The 24369-nt window shown below is 70.8% G+C and carries 22 protein-coding genes; 11 read left to right on the top strand and 11 right to left on the bottom strand.

Annotated features, from left to right (window positions below; genetic code table 11):
* Nucleotides 1-239: 239 nt before the first annotated feature.
* The 3 genes from PINTE_RS02385 to dapB all read left to right on the top strand — a co-directional run bounded on the left by PINTE_RS02385 (nt 240) and on the right by dapB (nt 3105).
* Nucleotides 240-1997, top strand: coding sequence for a sodium:solute symporter family protein (locus PINTE_RS02385; RefSeq protein WP_068425710.1), 1758 nt, complete (start codon nt 240-242; stop codon nt 1995-1997).
* Nucleotides 1998-2010: 13 nt separating this feature from the next.
* The gene (locus PINTE_RS02380) at nt 2011-2292 is read left to right on the top strand and encodes a hypothetical protein (protein ID WP_068425707.1); all 282 of its coding nucleotides are present in this window, start codon (nt 2011-2013) and stop codon (nt 2290-2292) included.
* 66 nt (nt 2293-2358) lie between these two features.
* Nucleotides 2359-3105: a 4-hydroxy-tetrahydrodipicolinate reductase gene (dapB, locus tag PINTE_RS02375; protein WP_084343133.1), complete on the top strand. Its 747-nt coding sequence runs from the start codon at nt 2359-2361 to the stop codon at nt 3103-3105.
* Between the two features lie 72 nt (nt 3106-3177).
* Here dapB and PINTE_RS02370 read toward each other — a convergent pair whose 3' ends face one another.
* The 6 genes from PINTE_RS02370 to PINTE_RS02345 all read right to left on the bottom strand — a co-directional run bounded on the left by PINTE_RS02370 (nt 3178) and on the right by PINTE_RS02345 (nt 9043).
* Entirely contained in the window at nt 3178-4005 is an 828-nt protein-coding gene (locus tag PINTE_RS02370) for a hypothetical protein (RefSeq protein ID WP_157087038.1), read from the bottom strand.
* Nucleotides 4006-4429: 424 nt separating this feature from the next.
* Entirely contained in the window at nt 4430-4633 is a 204-nt protein-coding gene (locus PINTE_RS02365) for a YbdD/YjiX family protein (RefSeq protein WP_068425702.1), read from the bottom strand.
* Nucleotides 4634-4758: 125 nt separating this feature from the next.
* Nucleotides 4759-7038 carry a carbon starvation CstA family protein gene (locus PINTE_RS02360; RefSeq protein WP_068425699.1) on the bottom strand — a complete coding sequence of 760 codons (2280 nt, stop codon included), beginning with the start codon at nt 7036-7038 and terminating at the stop codon, nt 4759-4761.
* A 153-nt stretch (nt 7039-7191) separates the two neighbouring features.
* Nucleotides 7192-7515, bottom strand: a complete 324-nt coding sequence (locus tag PINTE_RS02355; RefSeq protein WP_068425696.1) for an AzlD domain-containing protein — start codon at nt 7513-7515, stop codon at nt 7192-7194.
* Complete coding sequence (locus PINTE_RS02350; protein WP_373280131.1) at nt 7512-8324, bottom strand: AzlC family ABC transporter permease; 813 nt, start codon at nt 8322-8324, stop codon at nt 7512-7514. The genes PINTE_RS02355 and PINTE_RS02350 overlap by 4 nt, the downstream gene beginning before the upstream one ends.
* Nucleotides 8321-9043: a GNAT family N-acetyltransferase gene (locus PINTE_RS02345; protein ID WP_084343132.1), complete on the bottom strand. Its 723-nt coding sequence runs from the start codon at nt 9041-9043 to the stop codon at nt 8321-8323. The genes PINTE_RS02350 and PINTE_RS02345 overlap by 4 nt, the downstream gene beginning before the upstream one ends.
* Nucleotides 9044-9215: 172 nt before the next feature.
* Here PINTE_RS02345 and PINTE_RS02340 point away from each other — a divergent pair, with 172 nt between their 5' ends.
* Entirely contained in the window at nt 9216-9764 is a 549-nt protein-coding gene (locus PINTE_RS02340) for an SRPBCC domain-containing protein (RefSeq protein WP_084343130.1), read from the top strand.
* Between the two features lie 19 nt (nt 9765-9783).
* Nucleotides 9784-10602, top strand: a complete 819-nt coding sequence (locus PINTE_RS02335) for an FAD-binding oxidoreductase (RefSeq protein ID WP_157087037.1) — start codon at nt 9784-9786, stop codon at nt 10600-10602.
* A gap of 16 nt (nt 10603-10618) precedes the next feature.
* Here PINTE_RS02335 and PINTE_RS02330 read toward each other — a convergent pair whose 3' ends face one another.
* The 3 genes from PINTE_RS02330 to PINTE_RS02320 all read right to left on the bottom strand — a co-directional run bounded on the left by PINTE_RS02330 (nt 10619) and on the right by PINTE_RS02320 (nt 13476).
* Entirely contained in the window at nt 10619-12043 is a 1425-nt protein-coding gene (locus tag PINTE_RS02330) for a sodium:proton antiporter (protein WP_068425690.1), read from the bottom strand.
* A 114-nt stretch (nt 12044-12157) separates the two neighbouring features.
* Nucleotides 12158-12658, bottom strand: a complete 501-nt coding sequence (locus PINTE_RS02325; protein WP_068425687.1) for a dihydrofolate reductase — start codon at nt 12656-12658, stop codon at nt 12158-12160.
* On the bottom strand, nt 12655-13476 hold the full coding sequence (locus tag PINTE_RS02320) for a thymidylate synthase (protein ID WP_068425684.1): 822 nt from the start codon (nt 13474-13476) through the stop codon (nt 12655-12657). The genes PINTE_RS02325 and PINTE_RS02320 overlap by 4 nt, the downstream gene beginning before the upstream one ends.
* Nucleotides 13477-13583: 107 nt before the next feature.
* Between PINTE_RS02320 and PINTE_RS02315 the strand changes: the two genes are divergently transcribed.
* Nucleotides 13584-13946 carry a DUF952 domain-containing protein gene (locus tag PINTE_RS02315; protein ID WP_068425681.1) on the top strand — a complete coding sequence of 121 codons (363 nt, stop codon included), beginning with the start codon at nt 13584-13586 and terminating at the stop codon, nt 13944-13946.
* Between the two features lie 85 nt (nt 13947-14031).
* Here the strand turns inward: PINTE_RS02315 and PINTE_RS02310 are convergent, their stop codons facing one another.
* Complete coding sequence (locus tag PINTE_RS02310) at nt 14032-16521, bottom strand: glycogen/starch/alpha-glucan phosphorylase (RefSeq protein ID WP_373280132.1); 2490 nt, start codon at nt 16519-16521, stop codon at nt 14032-14034.
* Between the two features lie 291 nt (nt 16522-16812).
* On the opposite strand from PINTE_RS02310, the gene PINTE_RS02305 reads away from it, so the two are divergent.
* Nucleotides 16813-17553 (top strand): pyridoxamine 5'-phosphate oxidase family protein, encoded by a 741-nt coding sequence (locus PINTE_RS02305; protein WP_084343127.1) that lies wholly within the window; start codon nt 16813-16815, stop codon nt 17551-17553.
* 5 nt (nt 17554-17558) lie between these two features.
* Nucleotides 17559-19112, top strand: a complete 1554-nt coding sequence (locus tag PINTE_RS02300) for a phospholipase D family protein (RefSeq protein ID WP_068425674.1) — start codon at nt 17559-17561, stop codon at nt 19110-19112.
* 208 nt (nt 19113-19320) lie between these two features.
* Here PINTE_RS02300 and PINTE_RS02295 read toward each other — a convergent pair whose 3' ends face one another.
* Nucleotides 19321-20829, bottom strand: a complete 1509-nt coding sequence (locus tag PINTE_RS02295; protein ID WP_068425671.1) for an HNH endonuclease signature motif containing protein — start codon at nt 20827-20829, stop codon at nt 19321-19323.
* 632 nt (nt 20830-21461) lie between these two features.
* Here PINTE_RS02295 and PINTE_RS22500 point away from each other — a divergent pair.
* From PINTE_RS22500 to PINTE_RS02285, 3 genes are all read left to right on the top strand, one after another.
* Nucleotides 21462-21602 (top strand): hypothetical protein, encoded by a 141-nt coding sequence (locus tag PINTE_RS22500; RefSeq protein ID WP_157087036.1) that lies wholly within the window; start codon nt 21462-21464, stop codon nt 21600-21602.
* Complete coding sequence (locus tag PINTE_RS02290; protein WP_068425668.1) at nt 21599-23284, top strand: ribonuclease J; 1686 nt, start codon at nt 21599-21601, stop codon at nt 23282-23284. The genes PINTE_RS22500 and PINTE_RS02290 overlap by 4 nt, the downstream gene beginning before the upstream one ends.
* 289 nt (nt 23285-23573) lie before the next feature.
* Nucleotides 23574-24369 (top strand): DNA translocase FtsK 4TM domain-containing protein (locus PINTE_RS02285; RefSeq protein ID WP_245642756.1); only part of this gene is annotated, 796 nt, incomplete at its 3' end.

Below are 24369 nucleotides of genomic sequence, written 5' to 3'. Positions count from 1 at the left end.
GGGAAGGGCCCGCCGTCACAGTACTGCGCGACGCGGTTTCGGGTGGGTGTTACGGCGCGGCCGCGGGATCGCACAGAAGCCGTGGTCGACGGTGAACCTGCTGGTAACTGTTCGGACACGGACTGGTTACCTGGGCCGTCGGTGGCCGCGGGGAGGCGGACCGCGGCGTAGCGTGTGCGCTGCCGCGCGTGCGCGTCACCACGGTGCACCGTCGCCCGTCTCACAGATTCGGAGAGAACATGACCCTCTCGTCAGCGACCGCGGTTCCGGCCCTGCCGGCCGTGGTGGCGGCGCAGGACACGATCATCCAAGCGAACGCGATCGACTATCTCCTCGTCGCCATCTACTTCGTCTTCGTGCTCGGCATCGGCTTCATGGCCCGCCGCCAGGTCTCGGACTCCATCGACTTCTTCCTCTCGGGCCGCTCGTTGCCGGCCTGGGTGACGGGTCTGGCGTTCGTGTCGGCCAACCTCGGTGCCGTCGAGATCATGGGTATGTCGGCGACCGGTGCCGAGCTCGGCATCCCGACCGTGCACTACTTCTGGGTCGGCGCGATCCCCGCGATGCTGTTCCTCGGCGTCGTGATGATGCCGTTCTACTACGGCTCGAAGGTGCGCTCGGTGCCCGAGTTCATGCTGCGCCGGTTCGGCCCGGGGGCCCACCTGGTCAACGCCCTGTCGTTCGCGGTCGCGCAGCTGCTCATCGCCGGCGTCAACCTCTTCCTGCTCGCCTCGATCGTGCATGCGCTGCTCGGCTGGCCGCAGTGGGTGGCGCTCATCGTCGCGGCCGCCGTCGTGCTCTCCTACATCACCCTCGGCGGCCTGTCGGCGGCGATCTACAACGAGGTGCTGCAGTTCTTCGTCATCGTCGCCGCGCTGGCTCCGCTGACGATCATCGGTCTGCACCGTGTCGGCGGCTGGTCGGGCATGGAGGAGAGGATCACCCAGTTCGCCGCCGCCCACCCCGACGTGCCGGCCGCCGACCTGCAGCTGAACTCCTGGCCCGGGCAGGCGTTGTCGGGCTTCGACAGCCCGTTCTGGTCGATCTTCGGCATCGTCTTCGGTCTCGGCTTCGTGCTCTCGTTTGGGTACTGGACGACGAACTTCGTCGAGGTGCAGCGCGCGATGGCCAGCGAGTCGATCTCCGCGGCCCGCAAGACGCCGATCATCGGCGCCTTCCCGAAGATGTTCGTGCCGTTCATCACGATCGTGCCCGGTATGGTCGCCGCGGTGCTCGTCAGCGAGATCATGCAGGTCAAGGCCGGTGAAACAGTGGCCGGCGGTGCTTCGGGCGGCGGCGTGGCCTACAACGACGCGTTGCTCTACCTCATGCGTGACGTGCTGCCCAACGGCCTGCTCGGCCTGGCGATCGCGGGGCTTCTCGCCGCGTTCATGGCCGGTATGGCGGCGAACATCTCGGCGTTCAACACGGTGTTCAGTTACGACCTGTGGCAGGCGTACGTCGTCAAGGACCGCGAGGACGGCTACTACCTGGGCATCGGGCGGTTGGCGACGATCGCCGCGACCGTCATCGCGATCTTCACCGCGCTCATCGCCGGCAATTTCGGCAACGTCATGGACTACCTGCAGACGCTGTTCGGCTTCTTCAACGCGCCGCTGTTCGCGACGTTCATCCTCGGTATGTTCTGGCGGCGGATGACCCCGACCGCCGGCTGGACCGGCCTGGTCGCGGGCACGCTGTCGGCGATCGCGCTGTGGAGCGCCTCGACCTTCGGCGGGCTGTTCACCCTGCCCGGCCAGGGCCTGGCGTTCGTCGCGGCGTCGACCGCGTTCGTCGTCGACATCGTCGTCAGCGTGGCGGTGACGATGGTGACCAAGCCCAAACCCGCCTCCCAGCTGGTGGGCCTGGTGTACTCGGAGACACCGAAGGAATCGCTCGTCGACCCGCACGAGGCGACCTTGCCCGTCTTCCAACGCACCGTGCCCTTGGCCATCATCGCCCTGGTGATGGTCGTCATCCTCAACGCGCTCTTCTGATCGGAGGCCCACCATGAGCACCTCACCCGGCAAGCAGGGCCGGCACACGGCCGGCGCCTTCGACATCCGCAACTTCATCGGGCTGCTGCTCGCGATCTACGGCGCGATCCTGACCGTCTACAGCTTTATGCCCGGCGGTCAGGCTCCGGAGAAGACCGGCGACATCAACGCGAACCTGCTCATCGGCGTGCTGCTGCTCGTCGTCGGCGGCGCATTCATGCTGTGGGCGCGGCTGCGGCCCGTCATCGTGCCCGAGCACGTCGAGCACGACTCGGACCGGCCCGCGGGGCACTGAGGTTCACCTGCTGCGCCCGGGCACCGACTCCGGTGTCCGGGCGCGGCAGCGTCTAGGCTGGCCGCCGTGAGCGAACGCATTCGGGTAGCAGTGATCGGGGCGGCCGGGCGGATGGGCTCGACGGTATGCCAGGCCGTCGAGGGCGCCGACGACATGGAGCTCGTGGGCCGGTTCGACGCCGGCGACGACCTCGGTGACCTGAGCGGCGCGCAGGTGGTCGTCGAGTTCAGCGTGCCCGACGCCTCGCCCGGCAACGTGCTGCACTGCGTGGCCCGCGGCGTCAACGTCGTCGTCGGCACCACGGGCTGGGACGACGAGCGGCTCTCGACCGTGCGGCAGGCGCTGCACGAGCAGCCCGGAGTCGGGGTGCTCATCGCCCCGAACTTCGCGATCGGCGCGATTCTCATGATGAGCTTCGCCCGCCAGGCCGCCCGGTTCTACGAGTCGGTCGAGGTCATCGAGCTGCACCACCCGGCCAAGGTCGACGCGCCGTCGGGCACGGCGGCGCGCACGGCCCGCCTCATCGCCGAGGCCCGCCGGGAGGCTGGTCTAGGGGCGGTGCCCGACGCGACGGCCCACGACCCGGGCGGCGCGCGGGGTGCGGACGTCGACGGCATCCGCGTGCACGCGGTGCGTCAGCGGGGCCTCGTCGCGCACCAGGAGGTGCTGTTCGGCGCCGAGGGCGAGGCCCTGACGATCCGGCACGACTCCTTCGACCGCGTCAGCTTCATGCCCGGTGTGCTCGAAGGCGTCCGCGGCGTCACCAGCCACCCCGGCCTGACGGTCGGCCTGGAGCACTACCTGGACCTGTAAGAGCCTCGCCCCAGCCTGGCCCCCCCACTCGGCCGAAGGCTGCCCTTTCGGTCGAGGGCTCGTGCTGCAGTCCTAGCCTTCGACCGAAAGGGCAGCCGTCGGCCAGAGGACGGGGGACGCTAGGAGGGGGTTGGGCGTCAGGTGGCGGCGGTGGGAGGCCGGGATCTGGCTGGCGAGGCGGTCCAGGAACGCCGTCGCCGCGCTGGGGTGGAGGTCGTCGCTGACGGCGCGGACGACCACGCTGGTGGGCGATCGGATCGCGTCTTCCCGCGACTTCTCACGAACCAGCGTCGTCCCCGAGGTGTACTTACCGACTCCGTCGACCTCGAGATGCACGATGTAGGTCGTTTCGCGGGTCGGGAACTTGAACGCGAGGTCGGTGAAGAATGTGCCGAGGTGGGTCTGCACCGGGTACTGCAGCGTCGGCTGCGGCAGGCCCCGCCCCAAGGTGAGGCAGCGAGCCCGGGATTCGTTGGGGGACTCGCTGAGTGGATCGGCCGCCGTCAGGATCGCCCGGGCCTGAGCCCGGCCCCGCGGGGAGCATTCCTCTTCCAGCATCGCGATCCACTCCGAGCGCAGGGTGGCGCTCGCCTCACGCGCTGGTTCCGGTCGGGTGCGGTCCGCTTCGATGAGGCGACGCATGCCGCAATCGGCCACCGCCAACGCCCACGGAGCCGGTAGCGTGCGGGCGCAGTCGACCACCGTGCGCCGGATGGATGTCACACGGAGCCCGTTCACCTCGACGACGTCGTCCGTGGTGATGCGGATGCGGTGACGCTGATGGTCGAGCTGTCGAGCCGACTGATGAGCGTGTGCGGTCAGCCCGACATGTACCTTGGCCCCGGCGAGCGAGGGTACCCAGAGGCCGTGCACGGCCGCGGCGGAGAGGTCGGTGAGCACCGCCTCGTCGCCCAGCCGAGTTGTGAGCGCGAGGCATCGACCGAGGTGCGTGTCGAGATCGGCCTGCCATCGCTCGCCCGGGCCGGACGTCAGGAGATACGCGCCGCGACTGATTCGTCGCAGCCGTCCGGCTCGGAGCTCGGCGCGGATCTGCGCCGCCGGGTGATTCCGGGCCAGGATGACGTTGGGCAGAGGCGGGGGAACAGAGATCGACATGAACCCGAGAATGAGCCCCGGACCACCCGGCCCGCGCGACCCCACGGCCTCCCTGTGGATCATCGCCCCGACGGTGGGCGACCTGTGGATAGAGCCCAGTCACGAAGGGCCGAAGGCTGCCCTTTCGGTCGAGGGCTCGTGCTGAAGTCCTAGCCCTCGACCGAAAGGGCAGCCTTCGGCCAGATGGGGGGCGGCCGAGTGGGGCGGGTCAGCAGCAGCGGGTGGTGGGGTTGCGCTCCATCTCGGCGTACTTGTCGCGCCAGAACTGCTTCTCGCTGGGGATGGGGGAGTCGGGGTGTGTGCGGCGCAGGTGGTCGACGTAGCGCTCGTAGGCGTCGGCGCCGGTGATGCCGCGCCAGTACCACCGCACAACGGAGGCGGTGCGGCGGGCCGAGGCGAGCAGCTGCGACATGGTCACATCATGCGCCACACCCACGCCCGCCGTCGACGCAGCGTCCGCAGCCGACAGCTGGGGCGCTGCCGACGGCCGGGGCCGCCGACGCCCCGCGCCGACGGCCCCGCTCGATCGCTGCGGCATCAATGGTGCGCCCGCACCGGAGTCGGTTCGAGCCCGGCGTCCTTCCACTCCTGCAGGACCTCCTTCTCCGCGGGCGTGGCGACGAAGCTGCGCGGCGCGAAGATCCGCGAGGGCACCGGCTCCTCCTCGCTGGTGGGCAGCCCGCCGGCGCGCAGCGCCTTGAACGAGACGTAGAGCGTCACGAGCAGCACGACGAGCACGAGCACCGCGTAGACGATCGACAGCGTGCCCTGCACGAACGTGTTGCGGATGACGACATCCATCTGCTCGGGCGTGCGGGCCGCCTGGAAGCTCTGCGCGCCGCTGTCGCGGGCGGCGATCGCCGCGTTGCGCAGCGACCAGTAGCCGATCTTCGGGTCGGAGCTGAAGATCTTCTGGAACGACGCGGTCATCGTCACGAGGATGACGAAGAACAGCGGCAGCCCGGGCACCCAGGCCCACTTGAACAGGCCCTTCTTCATCGTGATCGTGAACACGACGCACAGCGCGATGCCGGCGAGCAGCTGGTTGGCGATGCCGAACAGCGGGAACAGCATGTTGATGCCCCCCAGCGGGTCGGTGACGCCCATGTAGAGGATCGAGCCCCACGCGACGACGACGATCGCCGAGCACAGCCAGGCGCCGCCGCGCCAGGAGGCGTCCTTGAACTTGCCGAGGCCGGGGATGTTGCCGATCGCGTCGGAGAACATGAACCGAGCCACTCGGGTGCCGGCGTCGATGGTCGTGAGGATGAACAGCGCCTCGAACATCACCGCGAAGTGGTACCAGAAGGCCTTGTCACCGAGCAGCGGGATGCGGCTCATCACCTCGGCCATGCCCATCGCCAGGGTCGGCGCGCCGCCGGTGCGGGAGATGATCGAGTGCTCCTCGATGTCGGCGGCCGCCTGCGCGAACATGCTCGGGTCGACGTCGGGGATCCGCTGCCCGGCCTGGTTGATCAGGTGCAGCCCGTTCGTGTACGCGGCCGCCGTCTCCGGAGTCGGTACGGCCTGGCCCATCCCGGTGGCCGCCGCGGGCGCGTTCATCGCGAAGTACAGGTGCTGGTCGAGGATGCAGGCCGCGACCAGCGCCATGATCGCCACGAAGCTCTCGGTGAGCATGCCGCCGTAGCCGATGACCCGGGCCTGGCTCTCCTTCTCCAGCAGCTTGGGCGTCGTGCCGGAGGAGATCAGCGCGTGGAAGCCCGAGATCGACCCGCAGGCGATCGTGATGAACAGGAACGGGAACAGCTGGCCGGCGAACGCCGGGCCGGTGCCGTCGAGCGCGAAGTGCGTGACGGCCGGCATCTGGATTTCAGGGTTGACCAGCAGGATCGCCAGGGCCAGCAGGGCGATCGTGCCGACCTTCATGAACGTCGACAGGTAGTCGCGTGGGGCCAGCAGCAGCCACACCGGCAGCACCGAGGCGGCGAAACCGTAGACCGCCAGGCAGATCGCCAGGGTCGGCTTGTCGAGCGTGAAGATCGGAGCCAGCGTGGCCGAGTCGGCGACCCACTTGCCGCCGATGATCGCCAGCAGCAGCAGCGCGACGCCGATCGTGGAGACCTCGCTGACCTTGCCCGGGCGCAGGATGCGCAGGTAGACGCCCATGAACAGCGCGATCGGGATCGTCATCGCGATCGAGAAGACCGCCCAGGCGCTCTCGGCGAGGGCGCCGATGATGACGACGCCGAGCACCGCGATGAGGATGATCATGATCGTCAGCACGCCGACGATCGCGGCCCACCCGCCGACCGGGCCGAGTTCGTCGCGGGCCATCTGCCCCAGGCTCCGGCCGTTCCGGCGCATCGAGAAGTGCAGCACCATGTAGTCCTGCACGGCGCCGGCGAGGATGACGCCGAAGATGATCCACAGCGTGCCGGGCAGGTAGCCCATCTGGGAGGCGAGCACGGGGCCGACGAGCGGACCGGCTCCGGAGATCGCGGCGAAGTGGTGCCCGAACAGGACCCGGCGGTCCGTGGGCATGAAGTCCTTGCCGTTGTCGTGGATCTCCGCGGGGGTCGCGCGGGTGTCGTCGGGCTTGAGGAGCTTGCGCTCGATGAACGTCGCGTAGAACCGCAGGGCGATGAGGTAGCTGCCGACGGCGGCGAGCACGAACCACATCGAGCTGACGTGCTCACCGCGCACGATGGCGAGCATCGTCCACCCGACGGCGGCGAGGATCGCGATCACGACGAAGACGATCTTCGTGCGGGCCGTGATCGTCGCCGGCTCCACGACGGCGACCGGTGGGCGATCACGGTCGGTCCGGATCTTCCGGACGTCGCTGTCCACTGTCATGTGCCGCTCCTGTGGGCCGCGTCAGGGGCCCCTACTCGGCATACCTGAGCAGGGGATGACAACCACCAGAGACTAAACCCGGAGGCCGGAGTGTGGGTGCAGCACCCCAGTGCCGTCGGGAATTGTCACGACACCGTGATGAGCGTCTCCCGGTCATCCCAGCCCGAGGGCTCGCAGCCCGGCGGCGGTGGCCGCGCCGAGGAGCACGACGACGATGAAGGGAGCCCGCAGCAGCAGCGCGGCGACCGCCACGACCACGGCGGCCGCGCGCGAGTCGAGGGCCAGCGGCCCGGCCTGGTCGGCGCTCGCCACGAACGTCTGCACGCCGACGAGGGCGGCGAGCAGCGCGACCGGCAGCAGCGCCGTGACGCGCCGCACTCGGGGCGCGGCGAGCAGCCGGGGCGGGATGACGTAGCCGGCGAGCTTGAGCCCGTACGCGAGCGCGCACGCCACGAGCACGGTGGCCCAGGTGCTCATGTGACCGGGTCCTCGTTGGATGCGGTGGTTGCGGGGGGTGATGCGGGCGCGGCGGGCTCGCGCAGGCCGACGAGCGCGACGAGCGCGGCGACGAGTACGGGCACGCCGGCGGGCAGCACGGCCGACAGGGCGACGGCGACGAGGAGCGCTCCGAGGGCGACGGCGCCGGTGAGGCGGTTCTGCAGGCGCGGCCACAGCAGCGCGCAGAAGGCGGCGGCCGCGGCGGCGTCCAGACCGTAGGTGCGCGGGTCGCCCATCGCGTCGCCGAGCAGGGCACCGACAGCGGTCGTGAGGTTCCACAGCACGAACACCGACCAGCCGGTCCACCAGAACCCGATGCTGCGCCGCCGGGCGTCGGGCTGCCCGACGCAGACCGCCGTCGACTCGTCGATGGTCAGGTGCGCACCCAGCAACCGGCGCCAGCCGCGCAACCCCAGGATGCGGCCGATCTCCAGGCCGTACAGCCCGTTGCGCACCCCGAGCAGGGAGGCGGTGGCGATCGCCGAGGCCCCGGAGCCACCGGCTCCGAGCACGCCGACGAAGGCGAACTGGGAGCCGCCGGTGAACATCAGCGCCGACAGCGCGATCGTCTGCCACACGTCGAGCCCGGACGCGACGGACAGGGCGCCGAAGCTGATGCCGTAGGCGCCGGTCGCCACGCCGACCGAAAGGGCCTGGCGGATCGTGGCGTTCGCGTCACCGTCGGTGGGCGGCTCGCCGATGCCGGAGTCGGGAGCGGGGCCGCCGCTTGAGCCGCCGGAGCCGGGGGCTGCCCCTGGTCGATGCCGGCCGCGGTAGAAACGTGTCACCTCGAGCCGGCTCCGGGATCCTCGGGTGTGTCGGGAGATTCGGGTGTCTTGGAGGTCTCGGGGCTCTCGGAATTCTCGGGCCGCTCCGCGAGGGACGTGCCGAGCCGCACCTCCATGAGGGTGCCTCCGTCGGGGTCGACGGCGCGCTGGCGGCGGGCGCGGTCGGGGCCGAACCCGGCGGCCTGCACGAAGGCGCGCATCTGCGGCAGGTCCAGAGGCACCCACGTCGTGAGCCAGGTGAATCCGGCGGCGCGCGCCTCGTCGACGGCGGCGTTGAGCAGCCGCGACCCGTGCCCCTGGCCGCGGGCGCGCGGGTGCACGGCGAGCGTCTCGAGGTCGGCGGTCTCGGGGTCGGCGTCCCGGTCGTCGCTGGGGCCGAAGGCCGCCAGCCCGACGACCTGATCGCCGGCGCACGCGACGAGGAGCCGGTGCCGCGGGCTCGGGGGTGACTGCAGCGAGTCGCGCCACGTGCGAGCGAGGTCGGCCTCGTCGAGTGCGCCGAGCGCGGCCATCGCCGCCGGAGGCAGCACGGGCGCGTAGTCGGTGCGCATGGCCTGCAGCTGCACGATCCCGACGGCCGGGGCATCGGTGGGTCGCGCCCGCCGCACCGAGGCGTCGGCGAGCGGTCCGGCATGGCTGTGCCCGGTGCTGCCGGCGGAGCCGGAGTCGTCGCAATTGCACCCCGCGTGGCCGGGCCGGTGCTCCTCAGAAGGACTCATTCGCCCATCGTGACATCGGCATCGATCGGCGCGGCGAGGTGCCTGCCCGGCGATCGCTGCGCGGACCGGTGCTTGTCGAGCGGTGACCAGTGCGTTACCAATGCGCCCATGACCCGCGGGCCGGGGCTGCGCCCGCCACGGCCCAGGAGACCGACCACCAGGAGAACAGCGCATGATCGAGATCACCGGACGCCGCGAGTCCGACACACACCCCGACCACGCGGGCGAGGAGCACCTGGTGCTCTACCGCACCTTCCGCGCCGACATCGACACCGTGTGGCGGGCGCTCACCGAACCGGAGCGCATGGCGCGTTGGATCGGCGAGTGGGAGGGCGACCCGGCCACCGGGCGCGTCGGCTTCCGGATGACCGCCGAGGGCGACGATGTATCAACCGAGCCACACATCATCGAGGCGTGCGACCCGCCGCACCGGCTCCGGGTGCGCAGCGACCCGCCCGACCCGGACCAGGCCTGGACCCTCGAACTGCGGTTGTCGCAGACCGGTGACACAACGACGCTGCGGTTCGCCCAGGTGATCACGTCGCATGTGCCGGTCGATATGGTCGGGCCCGGGTGGGAGTACTACCTGGCGCGGTTCGCCGCGGTGCTCGCGGACGCACCGGTCGAGGCGGTCGCCTGGTCCGACTACGAGGCGCTCATGCCGCAGTACATGGCCGGCGTCGAGCGCAACGGTGCTGCTGCGGGGCCGCGCCACGAATAGCGAGCATCAGGAGGAGCCGATGGCGTTGATCTCCCGGCCGGTGCGCCGGCGCCCGCAGGCGCACCCGCTCGTCGTGCGCGCGCTGGACCGGCTCACGCAGCGATCGGTGGCCCTCACCCTCGGCGTGCCGCCGGAACTCGCGCCGCGGTACGTGTTCCGGGCCGGGCAGCACGTCACGCTGCGCGCGCAGATCGGGGACCAGGACGTGCGCCGCGACTACTCGATCTGTCTCTCGCCGCGCCAGGCCGCGCAGCGCGGCGAGTTGCGCGTCGCCTCCGGGCTCGTCGACGGGGGCCTGATGTCGACGTGGCTGCGCGAGCGGGTCGCGCCCGGCGACGAGATCGAGGTCGTCGAGCCGATGGGCGAGTTCGTGCTGCCCGGCCAGGACGAGGCCGCCCCGCGGCACCACGTGGCGATCGCGGCCGGCTCGGGCATCACGCCGGTGCTGTCGATCGTCACGGCCGCGCTCGAGCGCCCCGGCGACACGGTGACTCTGGTCTACGGCAACCGCGACCGCGCGTCGGTCATGTTTCGCGACGAGCTCGCGCAGCTGGCGCACGAGCACCCTGGCCGCCTGCGGGTCGGCTACGCCTACTCCCGGGAGCCGGGGGAGTCGGACCTGCTCAGCGGGCGCCTCGACGATCGCCGGCTGGCGGCTGTGCTGGCCGAGTTCGCGCCCGCGGGGCCGACGGGCAGGGCCGACGAGTGGTACCTGTGCGGCCCGGCCGGCCTCGTGCTCGCCGCGCGTCACGTGCTCGGCGAACTGGGTGCCGACCCCGCCCACGTGCACCACGAGGTCTTCTACGAGCCGCCGGCTCCCGACCCGACCGGCTCCTAGCGCTTCCTAGGCGCTCCTAGGCGCTCGGCGCGCGCTGCTCGCCAGGAGCAGCCGCGGCCTCCAGTCGCCGGGCCGCCAGCACCCGCGCCGCCGCGACGGCGATGAGCGCGGCGGTGAGCGCGACGCCGAGCGCCTGGGCCCACAGCACGCCGGTGAGGAAGATCAGGGCCATCGCGGCGAGCACCGGCACGAGGTGCTGGAAGGCGCGCACGACGTAGCCGCCGAAGCTGGGCATGTCGACGCCGCGGTTCTCGGCGACGGCCTTGACCATGAAGTTCGGGCCGTTGCCGATGTAGGTGATGGCTCCGCAGAAGACGGCACCGACGCTGATCGAGACCAGGTACGGTTCGTAGACTCCGGCGACGGCCGGCTCGCCGCCGAGTTGGCCGGCCATCTCGAAGAATGTCGCGTACGTGGGAGCGTTGTCGAGCACGGCCGACAGCCCGCCGGTGAAGACGAAGAACGTCACCCGGTTCAGCGGCAGCTCGGGCGCCACCTGACCCAGGTAGCGCAGCGCGGGAATCATCGTCAGGAAGATCCCGATGAACAGGGCCGCGACCTCGAGGATCGGCCCCCACTGGAAGTCGTTGTCGACGAACCGGGCCCGCCGGGGGCCGGTGATGAAGGAGAGCGCGGCGGTGCCGATCATGATGATCTCGCGCACGGGGATCCACGCGGCCAGGCTCGCGTGCCCCTCCTCGATGGCGTGCACGTCGACCGACGGGGCGAAGGCGACGGCGGCGACGATGATCGCGAGGTAGACGAAGTGGACGATCCCGCGCACTCGCAGCGGCTGGACGTCGGTGTGATCGGCTGTGAGGGCCGCCGCCGGCTCACTCGCGTGCAGCCGTCGTTCGAGGGCGTAGTAGCCGATGAGCAGCATCGCGTTGACGAACGCCCACTCGACCACCAGCCCGAAAGTCCACGTGAACGGCACGCCGCGCAGCATGCCGAGGAACAGCGGCGGGTCGCCGAGGGGCGTGAGCAGCCCGCCGCAGTTGGCGACGATGAAGATCGTGAAGATCACCGTGTGGGCGCGGTGCGTGCGTTCGGAGTTCGTGTTGAGGATCGGTCGGATGAGCAGCATCGCGGCGCCGGTGGTGCCGATGAAGCTGGCCAGCACGCCACCCGCGGCGAGGAAGGCCGTGTTGACCTTCGGCGTCGCCTCGAGGTCACCGGCGAGGAAGATGCCCCCGGAGATGACGAACAGCGCGAGCAGCAGGCTGATGAACTGCCCGTACTCCACGAGCGCGTGCACGACCGACGCGCCCTCGCCGGCGACGAGAAACCACAGCGCCACCGGCAGCCCGAGCAGGAGGGCCACCGCGAGCTGCACCCGCTGGTCCTCCCAACGGTGTTTCGTCGCCGGCAACAAGGGCGCCACGGCGATCGAGCCGAGCATGAGGGCGAACGGGATGATTCCCCACCACTGCACCTGCACGGCACATCTCCCACAGTCGTTGGCAACTGGTCGGGCAGCTTACCGCAGCCGCGATCATGGGAGTTTCGTACAGATTTCGGTCGTGCGACAAGGGCCGGTCGCCCAGCGTTCGCGTCAGCGCCGCTCGTAGGTGACGAAGGCGAAGGCGAGCCTGTCGTCACGGCGGGTCTGGCGCCACTGGGTGTCCGGCAGGTCGGGAAAGCTGACCGAGCCACGGGCCGAGGCGTCGACCTCGGTGAGCTCGACGACGTCGGTCTGCGGCAGCAGGGCGGCGTAGATCTGGCCGCCGCCGATGACGCTGATGCGCTCGTCGCCGCCCGGCAGGGTGGCGGCCAGCGCCAGTGCCTCGTGCGGGTCGTGGGCGACGTGCGCGCCCGGCGCCGACCAGGTGCGGTCGCGGGTGACGACGACGTTCGGCCTCCCCGGCAGCACGCCGCCGAACGTCTCGAACGTCGCACGGCCCACGATCACCGGGTGCCCGCGGGTCAATTCCTTGAAGCGCCGCTGGTCTTCGCGCAGGTGCCAGGGCTGGTCGGCACCGTCTCCGAGCACGCCCTCGGCCGAGACGATGGCGACCGCCACGACCAGCGGGCCGGAGCCGGTGGCCGCGCTCATACCGCGATCGGAGCCTTGATGCCCGGGTGCGGGTCGTAGGCGAGCACCTCGACGTCGTCGATCTCGAAGTCCTCCAACCGGCGCCGGTCGGCGTTGAGCCGCAGCGTCGGCAGCGGCCGCGGCTCGCGGGTCAGCTGTAGCCGGGCCTGCTCGAGGTGGTTGAGGTAGAGGTGCGCGTCGCCGAAGGTGTGCACGAAGTCGCCCACCCCCAGGCCGGTGACCTGCGCGACCATGTGCGTCAGCAGCGCGTACGAGGCGATGTTGAACGGCACGCCGAGAAAGACGTCGGCGCTGCGCTGGTACAGCTGGCAGCTGAGCCGGTCCGGCGCGCCCGCAGGGTCGCGCGGGTCGGGCGCCACGTAGAACTGGAACATCGTGTGGCAGGGCGGCAGCGCCATGTCGTCGACCTCGGCGACGTTCCACGCGGAGACGATGTGCCGTCGCGAACTCGGGTTGCGCCGGATCGAGTCGACGACGCCGGCGATCTGGTCGATGGTGCGGCCGTCGGGTGCGGGCCACGAGCGCCACTGATGCCCGTACACGGGGCCGAGCTCGCCGTCGGCATCGGCCCATTCGTCCCAGATGGTGATGCCGTGCTCGTGCAGCCAGACCACGTTGGTGTCGCCGCGCAGGAACCAGATGAGCTCGCCGACGATCGAGCGCAGGTGCAGCTTCTTGGTCGTCAGCGCGGGAAAGCCGTCGCGCAGGTCGAAGCGCATCTGATGGCCGAAGACCGAGAGCGTGCCGGTGCCGGTGCGGTCGCCGCGCTCCACCCCCTCGTCGAGGATGCGGGTCATGAGGTCGAGGTATTGCTGCATGACGACCCTCTTGCTCGATCGGGAGACGGACGAAGGATCAGCCTAACGAGGCGCGGCCCCGATCCCGGGCGCCACCCCGGGCACGGCGACCTGTCAGGCTGGCCGGCATGCTCGCGCTGCACCTGACGACCGAACCCGAGTTGCGCCGTGAAGAGGCGGCGGGGGAGTACCGGCTCTCCAGCCACGGCCTGCGCCTGGAGGACGCCGGGTTCATCCACCTGTGCACCCCCGCCCAGCTGCCCGGGGTCGCGACCCGCTTCTACGCCGATGTCAGCGACCCTCTCGTCGTGCTCGTCGTCGACCTGGCCACCTGCGAGCAGGCGGGCGCACCGGTGCGCTGGGAGCCCGCCCCCGACGCCGACGAGCTGTTCCCGCACGTCTACGGCCCGCTGCCGTGGCAGGCGATCACGGCCCGGCTCCCGGCCCGCTTCGAAGACGGCGAACTGCACGTCGAGGGCCTGCCCACGTAACGGCGAAAGGCCCGGAGAGTCATCGACTCCCCGGGCCCCCGGGCCCCCGGGCCCCCGGGCCTCCTTGCGACGGTAACGACGCAGGTCAGCCCTGGCCGATGCCCCAGATGCGGGCCATGTAGTCGTGCATCGACCGGTCGGAGCTGAAGAAGCCGCAGCGGGCGACGTTGAGGATCGCCGACCGCGTCCACGACTCGTAGTCGGCGTACGCGGCGTCGACCCGGCCCTGCGCCTCGATGTACGACGCGTAGTCGGCGAGCACCATGAACCGGTCGTTGTTCAGCAGGTCGCCGACCACCGTCCACGCCTTGGAGCCGTCGCGGTCGGTGAACGCGCCGCTGGCGATGAGGTCGATGGCGCGGCGCAGGTCGTCGTTGCCCTCGTAGAACGAGCGCGGCACGTAGCCCTGCTCGCCGAGCGCGGCGACCTCCGGCTCGCTCATGCCGAAGAGGAAGAAGTTGTCGTCGCCGACGAGCTGGCGGATCTCGACGTTCGCGCCGTCGTCGGTGCCGATCGTCAGGGCGCCGTTGAGCGCGAACTTCATGTTGCCGGTACCGGAGGCCTCCTTGCCGGCGAGCGAGATCTGCTCGGACAGGTCGGCGGCCGGGATGAGCTTCTCGGCGAGCGTGACGTTGTAGTTCGCCGGGAAGGCGACCGTGAGGATCTCGTTGAAACGATCGTCGGCGTTGATCGTCTTTCCCACCGCGTTGATGAGGGCGATGATCTCCTTGGCCATGAAGTAGCCCGGCGCCGCCTTCGCGCCGAAGACGAAGGTGCGCGGCGTCACCTGCTCGGGGGTCAGGCGACCGGTGCTCAGGCCCTCGTACAGCGTGACGATGTGCAGCAGCTTGAGCATCTGGCGCTTGTACTCGTGCAGGCGCTTGACCATGACGTCGATCATCTGGCCCTGCGGCAACGCGAAGTTGTCACGCGTGATGAGCAGGTCGCGCAGGCGGTGTTTGTTCGCCTCCTTGACGTCGCGGAAGCGCTGCCGGAACGCGGCGTCGTCGGCGTACGGCTCGAGTTCGCGCAGCCGCTCCAGGTCGGTCTCCCAGCCCTCGCCGATGGTCTCGGTGATGAGGTCGGACAGGCGCCCGTTCGACAGGCGCAGGAAGCGGCGCGGGGTGATGCCGTTGGTGACGTTGGTGAACTTCTCCGGCCACATCTCGCTGAAGTCCGGCAGCACCTTGTCGCGCAGCAGCTGGGAGTGCAGCTCGGCGACGCCGTTGACCTTCGTGCCGACGACCGTCGCCAGATACGCCATCCGCACCGCGCGGGGGTTCTCCTGAATGATCGACATGCGTCGCACCCGGTCTTCGTCGCCGGGGAAGCGCTCGCGCACCGACTCCAGGAACTCGTCGTTGATGCGGTAGATGATCTCCAGGTGGCGCGGCAGCAGCCGGCCGAGGATGTCGACCGACCACACCTCGAGGGCCTCGGGCAGCAGCGTGTGACACGTGTACGCGAAGCAGCGGCTCGTGATGTCCCACGCCTCCTCCCAGGGCAGGCCGTACTCGTCGACGAGCAGGCGCATGAGCTCGGGGATCGCGATGACCGGGTGGGTGTCGTTGAGCTGCCAGATGATCTGGTCGGGCAGGTTGTGCAGGTCGAAGTCGTCGGGCAGCGTCTGCTCGATGTAGTCCTTCAGCGACGCGGCGACGAAGAAGTACTGCTGCTGCAGGCGCAGCTCCTTGCCCTGCGGGGTGGAGTCCTCCGGGTAGAGCACCTTGGTGATGTTCTCCGCGAAGGTCTGCGCGCGCACCGCCTCCTCGTAGTCACCGGAGTTGAAGATGTGCAGGTCGAACTCGCGGGTGGCGCGCGCCGACCACAGCCGCAGCGTGTTGGCCACGCCGTTGCGGTAACCGGGCACCATGAGCTGATACGGGATGGCCTGCACGTTCCAGGCGGGCAGCCAACGGGTGATCTCCTGCCCGTCCTGCGTCGTGCTCTCGGTGTGGCCGCCGAAGTGGATCTCGACCGCGCGGTCCGGCAGCGGGAACTCCCACGGGCTGCCGAGGAACAGCCAGGAGTCGGGCCGCTCGACCTGGCGGCCGTCGACGAACGTCTGGCGGAACATGCCGTACTCGTAGCGGATGCCGTAGCCGATGGACGGCACGTCGAGGGTGGCCAGGGAGTCGACGAAGCATGCGGCGAGCCGGCCGAGACCGCCGTTGCCGAGGCCCGGCTCGACCTCCTGCGCGCGCAGGGCGTCGATGCTGATGCCGCACTGGTTCATCGCCTCGCGGGCGATGTCGTACAGGTCGGCGGCGAGCAGGGAGTTGCCGAGCTGGCGGCCGAGCAGGTACTCGGCGGACAGGTAGCCGACCATCTTCGACGGCGCCCCCCGGCGGCGACGGGCGGTGTTCATCCAGTCCGTCATGAGGTAGCGGCGCACGGTCATGGCGAGCGCGAGGTACTGGTCGTTGATGGTGGAGCGCGGCAGGGCGACACCCTGCACGTAGTTGAGGTTCTCCAGGAACTCCTCGACGAACGCGTCGACGGTGCGCTCGGCCGGGACCGCGGCACGCAGCGCCAGCGGGTGGGTCGGTTCGTGGGCGGGGCCCTTGAACCGCATCGACATCTCAGGCGTCTCGTCCTGCGTGTGGATCGGGCTCTGGTGTTGCTGCTGGGTCATGCCGTGCCTTCCAGAGTCGGGTACATGCCTCCATGGTGGAGGCCCCATGGGTGGTGAAAGCGGGTGAGGCCGAGACAACTTGTCACGCGTCTGATCGCGGCACAAGGTCGCGAGCGGGGCGGGCGTCGCTGACGGCCCCCACCAGACATCATCGGCGGTCGAGCCGGTCTGGTGACGACCGGCTCCCGAAATTGCGGTGTCCACGGCTCGGGACGCTGACATGCTGCGGCCATGACGACCTCTTCGGCGGCCTCTTCCGGCGCGTCTCGCTTCTCCGGTGGCTCGGGCTCGGCAGGTTCCGGCGAGCGGTTGACGCGCCACCCCGAGCGCGGCAGCAGCCAGCGCGCGGACCTCGACGCCCTGCTCGACTCGCAGTGGTACGGCACGCTGTCGACGGTGACCGGCGACGGCCGGCCCTGGGCGGTGCCGATGCTCCACGCGCGCGACGGTGACCGGCTCATCGTGCACGGCTCGACGGGAGCCGGTGCGCTGCGGGCCGTCGCTTCCGGCGCCCCCGCGGTGTTCACCGTGATGTCCGTGCAGGGGCTGGTCGTCGGGCACACGACGTTCGAGTCGTCGGTGAACTACCGCTCGGCGACCGTGCGCGGGGTGCTGCGGCGACTGAGCGGCGACGAGCAGGCTCAGGCCCTCGACCGGCTCTCCGAGGCGCTCATTCCGGGGCGCACCGGCGAGGTTCGCGCGATGAACCGCCGCGAGCTCGCGGCCACACTCGTCTCCGCGCTCGACATCGCCGACGGCTCCTGGCTGTACAAGGCCCGGGCGGGGTGGCCGAGCGACGCCGCCGAATCGGACAGCGTCGAGCACCCGAGCTGGGCGGGCATCGTGCCGGTGACCGGCGGCTACGGGGAGCCGGTGCCGGCCCCCTGGGTCGACCAGGAAGGAACGCCGGTGCCGGAGTCGGTGCGCCGGCTCGTCGAGGGCACGCGCGGCGAGCGGGCCGCGAGCGACTGAGACGCATGGCGATCCTCGACTGGTTTCTCACGACGGCGCAGCGCGACAACCCCTGGACGGTCTTGTCGCGCCGGCACCCCGGGCACCCCGAGGTGACATACACCGACGGCAACGAGGTGCGGGCGCTCATCGACGGCTCCGCCTACTTCGTGGCGTTGCGGGAGGCGCTGGAACTGACCCGGGCGGGTGATCTCGTGCTGTTCACCGACTGGCGCGGCGACCTCGACGAGCGGCTCGGGCCGGACGGTCCGCCGGTCGGGGAGTTGCTCGCGCAGTGTGCGGCGCGGGGAGTGCTCGTCAAGGGACTGTTCTGGCACTCGCGCTGGGACCGGATGGCCAGCAGCGAGGCGGAGAACCGCACGTTGGCGCGGGACATCGAGCGGGCCGGGGGAGAGGTGCTGCTCGACCTGCGGGTGCTGCCGCTGGGGTCGCATCACCAGAAGTTCGTCGTGCTGCGGCACCCGGGGCGACCGGAGCTGGACACGGCGTTCGTCGGCGGGATCGACCTGTGCCACACGCGCAACGACGACAGCGACCACGCGGGCGATCCGCAGGCGGTGCGGATGGGCCGGGTGTGGGGGTCGACGCCGCCGTGGCACGACGTCATGGTGCAGGTGTGGGGGCCGGCGGTCGGGGACGTCGAGGCGAGTTTCCGGGAGCGGTGGGACGATCCGACGCCGCGGATGCTCGACCCGATCGAACTCGGGCGGCTCGCGCTGGGTTCGGGCGGGCGGGGCGGCCCGCTGCCGGCTCAGCTGCCGGACCCGCCGGCGCGTGGCACCGCCTCCGTGCAGGTGCTGCGGACGTATCCGCCGAAGGTGCCGCCGTTTCCGTTCGCGCCGTTGGGGGAGCGCTCGATCGCGCGCGGCTACGAGAAGGCGGTGGGTCGGGCGGCGTCGCTGATCTACGTCGAGGACCAGTACTTCTGGGGCGGCGAGGTGGTGTCGTGCTTCGCGCGGGCCCTGGCGGCGCAGCCGGGGCTGCGGCTGATCGTCGTGCTGCCCCATCACGCGAGCCAGGACGGGTGGCTGGGGCGGGCGTCGCAGGCGGCCCGCGCGGAGGCGCTGGAGGAGGTGCTGCGGGCGGGCCCCGGACGGGTCGGGGTGTACGGGCTGGAGAACCCGGCGGGCACCCCGGTGTACGTGCACTCGAAGGTGTGCGTCGTCGACGACACGTGGGCGTGCGTGGGCTCCGACAACGTCAATCGCCGCAGCTGGACCCACGATTCGGAGCTGTCGTGCGCGGTGTACGACCCGGCGGGCGCCTTCGCGCGCGACCTGCGGTTGCGGCTGGCGCGTGAGCACCTGGACCGCGCCGAGGGAGACGATGCTGACCTCGTCGACCCGCTCGCGGCGTTCGAGGCGTTCCGATCGTCGGCGGCGCGGCTGCAGGCCTGGTACGACGGGGGCCGGTGCGGTCCGCGGCCGCCGGGGCGGCTGCGACCGTACGCGTCGCCGGCGGTGAGCGGCGTCGACCAGCTGGTCGGCGGCGTCGTCGCCCGGTTCGCGGGAGACCCGGACGCGCGACCCCTGCCGCTGCAGTGGTTCGGCCGGTTCTGACGCAGTCGCAGGCGGGCACGTGACAGTGATGACCGTCACAACGGCAGAAAACCCGCGAAACGCTGTAACGGCCGGCGCGGGTGGGCCGATGACCCCATCGAACGCGGCGCTACTCGAACCCCCGAGCGAGTAGCGCCGCGTTTGTGTCTGCAGTCCTCCCCAGCCCTCAGAGTCTTCGTGAGCCGGGCGCGGTGGTGCGCGATTTCGCCTAGAAGGGCGGGTGTTCGGCGCGCAGGGCCTCCAGTCGCGCACGCGTCTCGGCGTGGGCCGCCCGTTCGGCGGCGATGGCCGTGCGGAGCCGGTGGACCTCGTTCAGGTGCTCGATCGCCGCACGGTCGATGGCCTCGAGGTCGGTGCGGTTGATGGACACGGTCTCGGGCGGGCCGCTCGGATTGTCGGGTTCGTTCGGTTCGCTCACGGGCATCTGCGACTCCTTGGGCGCACGGGGCTTCTCGGGTTCACGGGGCTTCTCGGGTTCACGGGGCTCGTCGGGCTCGAGGCCGAACTCGCGGTAGTCCATCGGGTAGGTCGGGTAGACGCGCCCGTCGGGCAGCCGCCACCGGATGACCCCGTCGGGTGACATCTGGGCGAGCCAGTGTCGTCGGGTCTTCTTCGAGTGGTCGCGTCGGCAGGCGTCGGCGAGTTCGTCGCCGGCGGTCACCCCGCCGTCGCGTTTCTCCCGCACGTGGTCGAGGTCGCAGTGCTCGGCCGGACGGTTGCAGCCCGGCGCCCGGCAGGTGCCGTCGCGGTCGCGCACAGCTCGCGCCATGCGGGGTGGCGGGGTATGGGAGTCCGACACCTGCGCCATCGCGTAGCCGGTCACCGGGTCGACCACCAGCCGGCGCCACGTCGAGCCCGCCGCATAGGCCAGGTCACGCACGGTCGCCGCCGCGACCGGGGTGCCCTCGACGGTGCCGGGCTCGTCGTTGACTCCGAGCAGTGAGCCGGCCGACACCACCACCGACACCATGGCGGCCGGCCACCCGGCCTGGCCGGGATGGTCCACCTTGGTCGGCGCGTCGGCCTCGATCCGGCCGAACAGCAGCAGATCGAGCGCCGCGTCGGCACGCAACTGGTCCAGCGTGCGCGGGTCGCCCTGCCTGCGCCGCGACCGGGCGATCGCGTCGACCCGCCGATAGGCGCCGAGGCACCGGGCGTCGGCACCGGTCACCCCGAACGAGGCGACGCCGTCGTCGTGCGGCTTGACCCACGCGCGACGATGGTTCATGGCCAGTGTCCGCCGCCGCGTGGTGCTGACGTACTTGACCATCTCGCGACGCTTCTTGGCGCAGAAGTGCCCCTGACTCACCGGCGCACCGGTCGCCGCGGCCTTCGCCGTCGCGTACTCCACCACCGCGTCACACACCCGCTGCCCCGCCTCCGGGCCGACCTCGGGGGCGCCGATGTCCTGCACCAGCGCGCACGCCTGCGCGAAGGAGATCGCGCGCGAGGAGACCGCCGCTCGCACCGGCCCCGCGATCGACTCCGGCGCCAGGCCGAGTGCGATCCGCGCGGCCCACTCGCCCGGCGGGCCGCCCAGCGTCGCGACCGCCGTGTCTTGAACGCAGATTCGTGCTTCGTCGAGGATCTGCGCCGCCGACTTGCGGTACTTCGGCGGCAACTCGCCACGCTCGATCAGGTCGTTCTGCGCCGCCAGGTCCCGTGCCGCCAGCGCTCGCGCCAGGTCGGCCATGACCTGCCCGGCCGTGACATTCATTGCCGTACTCGCAGCGGCGATCTGCCGCAGTTGAGCCCACCCGTCCAATCGGGATCGCCGGTTTTGTTCTGTTCGTTCGACACCGTTCCGGGAATCGCCGGGTCGCCCGGATTCGGGAGTGATTCCACCGACATGGCGGTCTCCTTTACGGCGGTGAGGATGTGCGATGTGTGTTCGAGTCTAGGCTGGCGGTCAGTGAAAAGCGAGAGCCTCGCGAAATCTGTGGATAACTGGAGCGACAGTGATCAGGGGTATTTCCCATGGTTGATGAGACTGGCCTTCAAGAAACTCAGCTAACCCTTGCAAATGCGCCGATATTCTCACCTGTCGAGACGATTCCGCGCTATTTGTGGTATTCGAAAGGCACAATGCAGTCAGCGCGGCAGTCTGACCGAAGGGGGAGCCGACGACCGACCACGTCGTGCGTGCGTCCGGGAGCGGATGGTTGTTGCTCTCCGGCGCCGGGCTGCTCGTCTCGGGCGGGGGCTCGTCGTACTCGGCCTGGCGGGGGAGAGGCTGCAGGTCGTTCTCGCCGTCAGCCAGGTCGTCTGCGGTGTGGTCGTGCTCGTCGCCCGGGCGCCGACCCGCGGCGGCGGTCGGACCAACCCCGCGCACGGGATACCGTGGAGGCCATGTCTGTGCCGTCTGAGCTCCGATCCGGTGCGCGCCTCGTGGCGCCCGCGCCGATGACCTCCCAGGACCGACCCGACTCCGAGGGCCTGCGCGCCACCGACGGAGCCGGCCTCGGTGCGCGGGGGTCGGTCGCTCGATGAGCCACCCGCACCCCGATCTCAGCACGCCCCCGCCGCTGGCGCCGGGTGCCGTCCGCGTCGTGCCGCTCGGCGGCCTCGGCGAGGTGGGCCGCAACATGACGGTCATCGAGCACGCCGGCCGGCTGCTCGTCATCGACTGCGGCGTGCTCTTTCCCGAGGAGCACCACCCGGGCGTCGACCTGATCCTGCCCGACTTCGGCTACATCGAGGACCGGCTCGATGACGTCGAGGCCATCGTGCTCACCCACGGCCACGAGGACCACATCGGCGCCGTGCCCTACCTGCTGCGGCTCAAGCCCGACATCCCGCTCATCGGGTCGACGCTGACCCTGGCGCTCGTCGAGGCCAAGCTCAAGGAACACCGCATCAAGCCGTACACGCTCGCGGTCGCCGAGGGGCAACGCGAGCAACTCGGTGTCTTCGACTGCGAGTTCGTCGCCGTCAACCACTCGATCCCCGACGCCCTCGCGGTCGCCGTGCGCACCGAGGGCGGGCTGCTGCTGCACACCGGCGACTTCAAGATGGATCAGCTGCCGCTCGACAAGCGGATCACCGACCTGCGGGCGTTCGCGCGGCTCGGTGAGGAGGGCGTCGACCTGTTCCTCACCGACTCCACGAACGCCGAGGTGCCGGGCTTCACGATGCCGGAGAAGGACATCTACCCGGCGATCGAGCGGGTGTTCGCCAAGGCGCAGCGGCGGATCATCGTCGCGTGCTTCTCCAGCCACGTACACCGCGTACAGCAGGTTCTCGACGCGGCCCAGGCCCACGGGCGCAAGGTCGCGATCGTCGGGCGCTCGATGGTGCGCAACATGGGCATCGCGCAGGAGCTCGGCTACCTGCACGTGCCCGACGGCCTCGTCGTCGACTTCAAGAAGCTCGACGACTACCCCGAGGACCAGCAGGTGCTCATCTGCACCGGCTCCCAGGGGGAGCCGATGGCGGCGCTGTCGCGCATGGCCAACCGCGACCACAAGATCGAGGTCGGCGAGGGCGACACCGTTGTGCTGGCCAGTTCACTCATTCCGGGTAACGAGTCGGCCGTCTACCGGGTCATCAACGGCCTCATGCGCCTCGGCGCGAACGTCGTGCACAAGGGCAACGCGCGCGTGCACGTGTCCGGGCACGCCAGCGCCGGCGAGCTGTTGTACTGCTACAACATCGTCCGGCCGACGAACGTCATGCCGGTGCACGGGGAGTGGCGCCACCTCGTCGCGAACGGGCTGCTGGCCGAGCAGACCGGGGTGCCCAAGGAGCGGGTCATGCTCGCCGAGGACGGCGTCGTCGTCGACCTCGTCGACGGCATCGCGCGCATCGCCGGGGCCGTCGAGTGCGGCTACGTGTACGTCGACGGCTCCTCGGTCGGCGGCACCGACGAGGCGCTGCTGAAGGACCGGCGCATCCTGCGCGACGAGGGATTCGTCACCGTCATCGTCGTCGTCGACTCCTCGACCGGCACGATCGCGTCGGGCCCGGAGGTGTTGACCCGCGGGTTCACCGAGGACGAGGCGCTGCCGGAGGCGGTGCTGCCGCGCATCCGGGAGGCCATCGAGGAGGCGACCGCCAAGGGTGTCACCGACTCCTACCAGCTGCAGCAGATCGTGCGCCGCACCGTCGGCAGCTACGTCGGCGGCAAGCTACGCCGGCGCCCGATGATCATCCCGGTCGTCATCGAGGCCTGACGCCCCACCCGTCGGCCGGGGGTTGGGCGGGGCGCGGGGGTGCGCGGCGCGCCTACCTGGACGGACGACCCTGCTCGCCTAACCTGCCAGGGTGGCCACACGTAGCTCCTCCTCGCGCGCCTCGGGTGCCCGCACGGGCGCGAACTCCTCGCGTCCCCGCGGCGGTCGCCCGTCGAATCGCGCCCGCAGCGGCAGCCGTGCGGCTCGACCCAAGGGCGGCGGGCTCCCGCTGCCGCTGAAGGCCGTGCGCGGAACATGGATGGGGGTGGCGAACGTGGCAGGTGGTGCCGTGCGACGCGTCGGTCGCAGCGCCGAACAACTGGAGCCCGAACATCGCCGGGACGGCCTCGGCCTCCTCCTGTTCGCGCTGGCGATCGTCGTCGCGACGCGCGAGTGGTGGGGTCTGTCCGGTCAGGTCGGCGAGATCATCCACACCGTCGCCGCCGGCACCTTCGGGCGCGCGGCCCTCGTGCTGCCGCTCGTGCTCATCGCGTTCGGGGTGCGGCTCATGCGCCGCCCCGACGACGACCAGGGCACCAACCGCATCATGATCGGCACGATCGCCCTCGGCATCAGTCTGTGCGGGTTGCTGCACATCGTCGCCGGCACCCCGACGATGACCGACGGCCTCGCCTCGTTCCGGGACGGCGGCGGCATGATCGGCTACCTCGCCGCGGCCCCGCTGGTCGCGGGCCTGCGCACGATCGGCGCGGTGCCGCTGCTGGTCATCCTCGGCTTTTTCGGGCTGCTCGTCGTGACCGCCACCCCCGTGCATCGCATCCCCGAGCGGCTCCGGGAGGCGGGTGACACCCTGTTCGCGCGCCCCGAGCGCGGCGACGAGGACGGCACTCGCGAGGCGGCCACTCGCGCCCACACCCGCCGTTCGCGCACCCGGCGACTCGGCCCCGACGGCGAACCGCTCGACGGCGACGTGCCGTTCGAGCAGGCCGCCCAGGTGCACCAGACCAACCGGGGGAGCCGGGCCGGTCGCCTCTTGCGCGGCGCCCGCCGCGGCCCCGAGGCGCCGGAGGGCTCCGGCACCCCCGACGGTGAGACGACCGCGTCGGACCGGGCTCGCGGAGCCC

The organism is Piscicoccus intestinalis NBRC 104926 (assembly GCF_001515525.1).
Taxonomy (GTDB): Bacteria; Actinomycetota; Actinomycetes; order Actinomycetales; family Dermatophilaceae; genus Kineosphaera; species Kineosphaera intestinalis.
The sequence above is the reverse complement of the archived record's forward strand: the minus strand, read 5'-3'. Positions and strand labels throughout refer to the sequence as shown.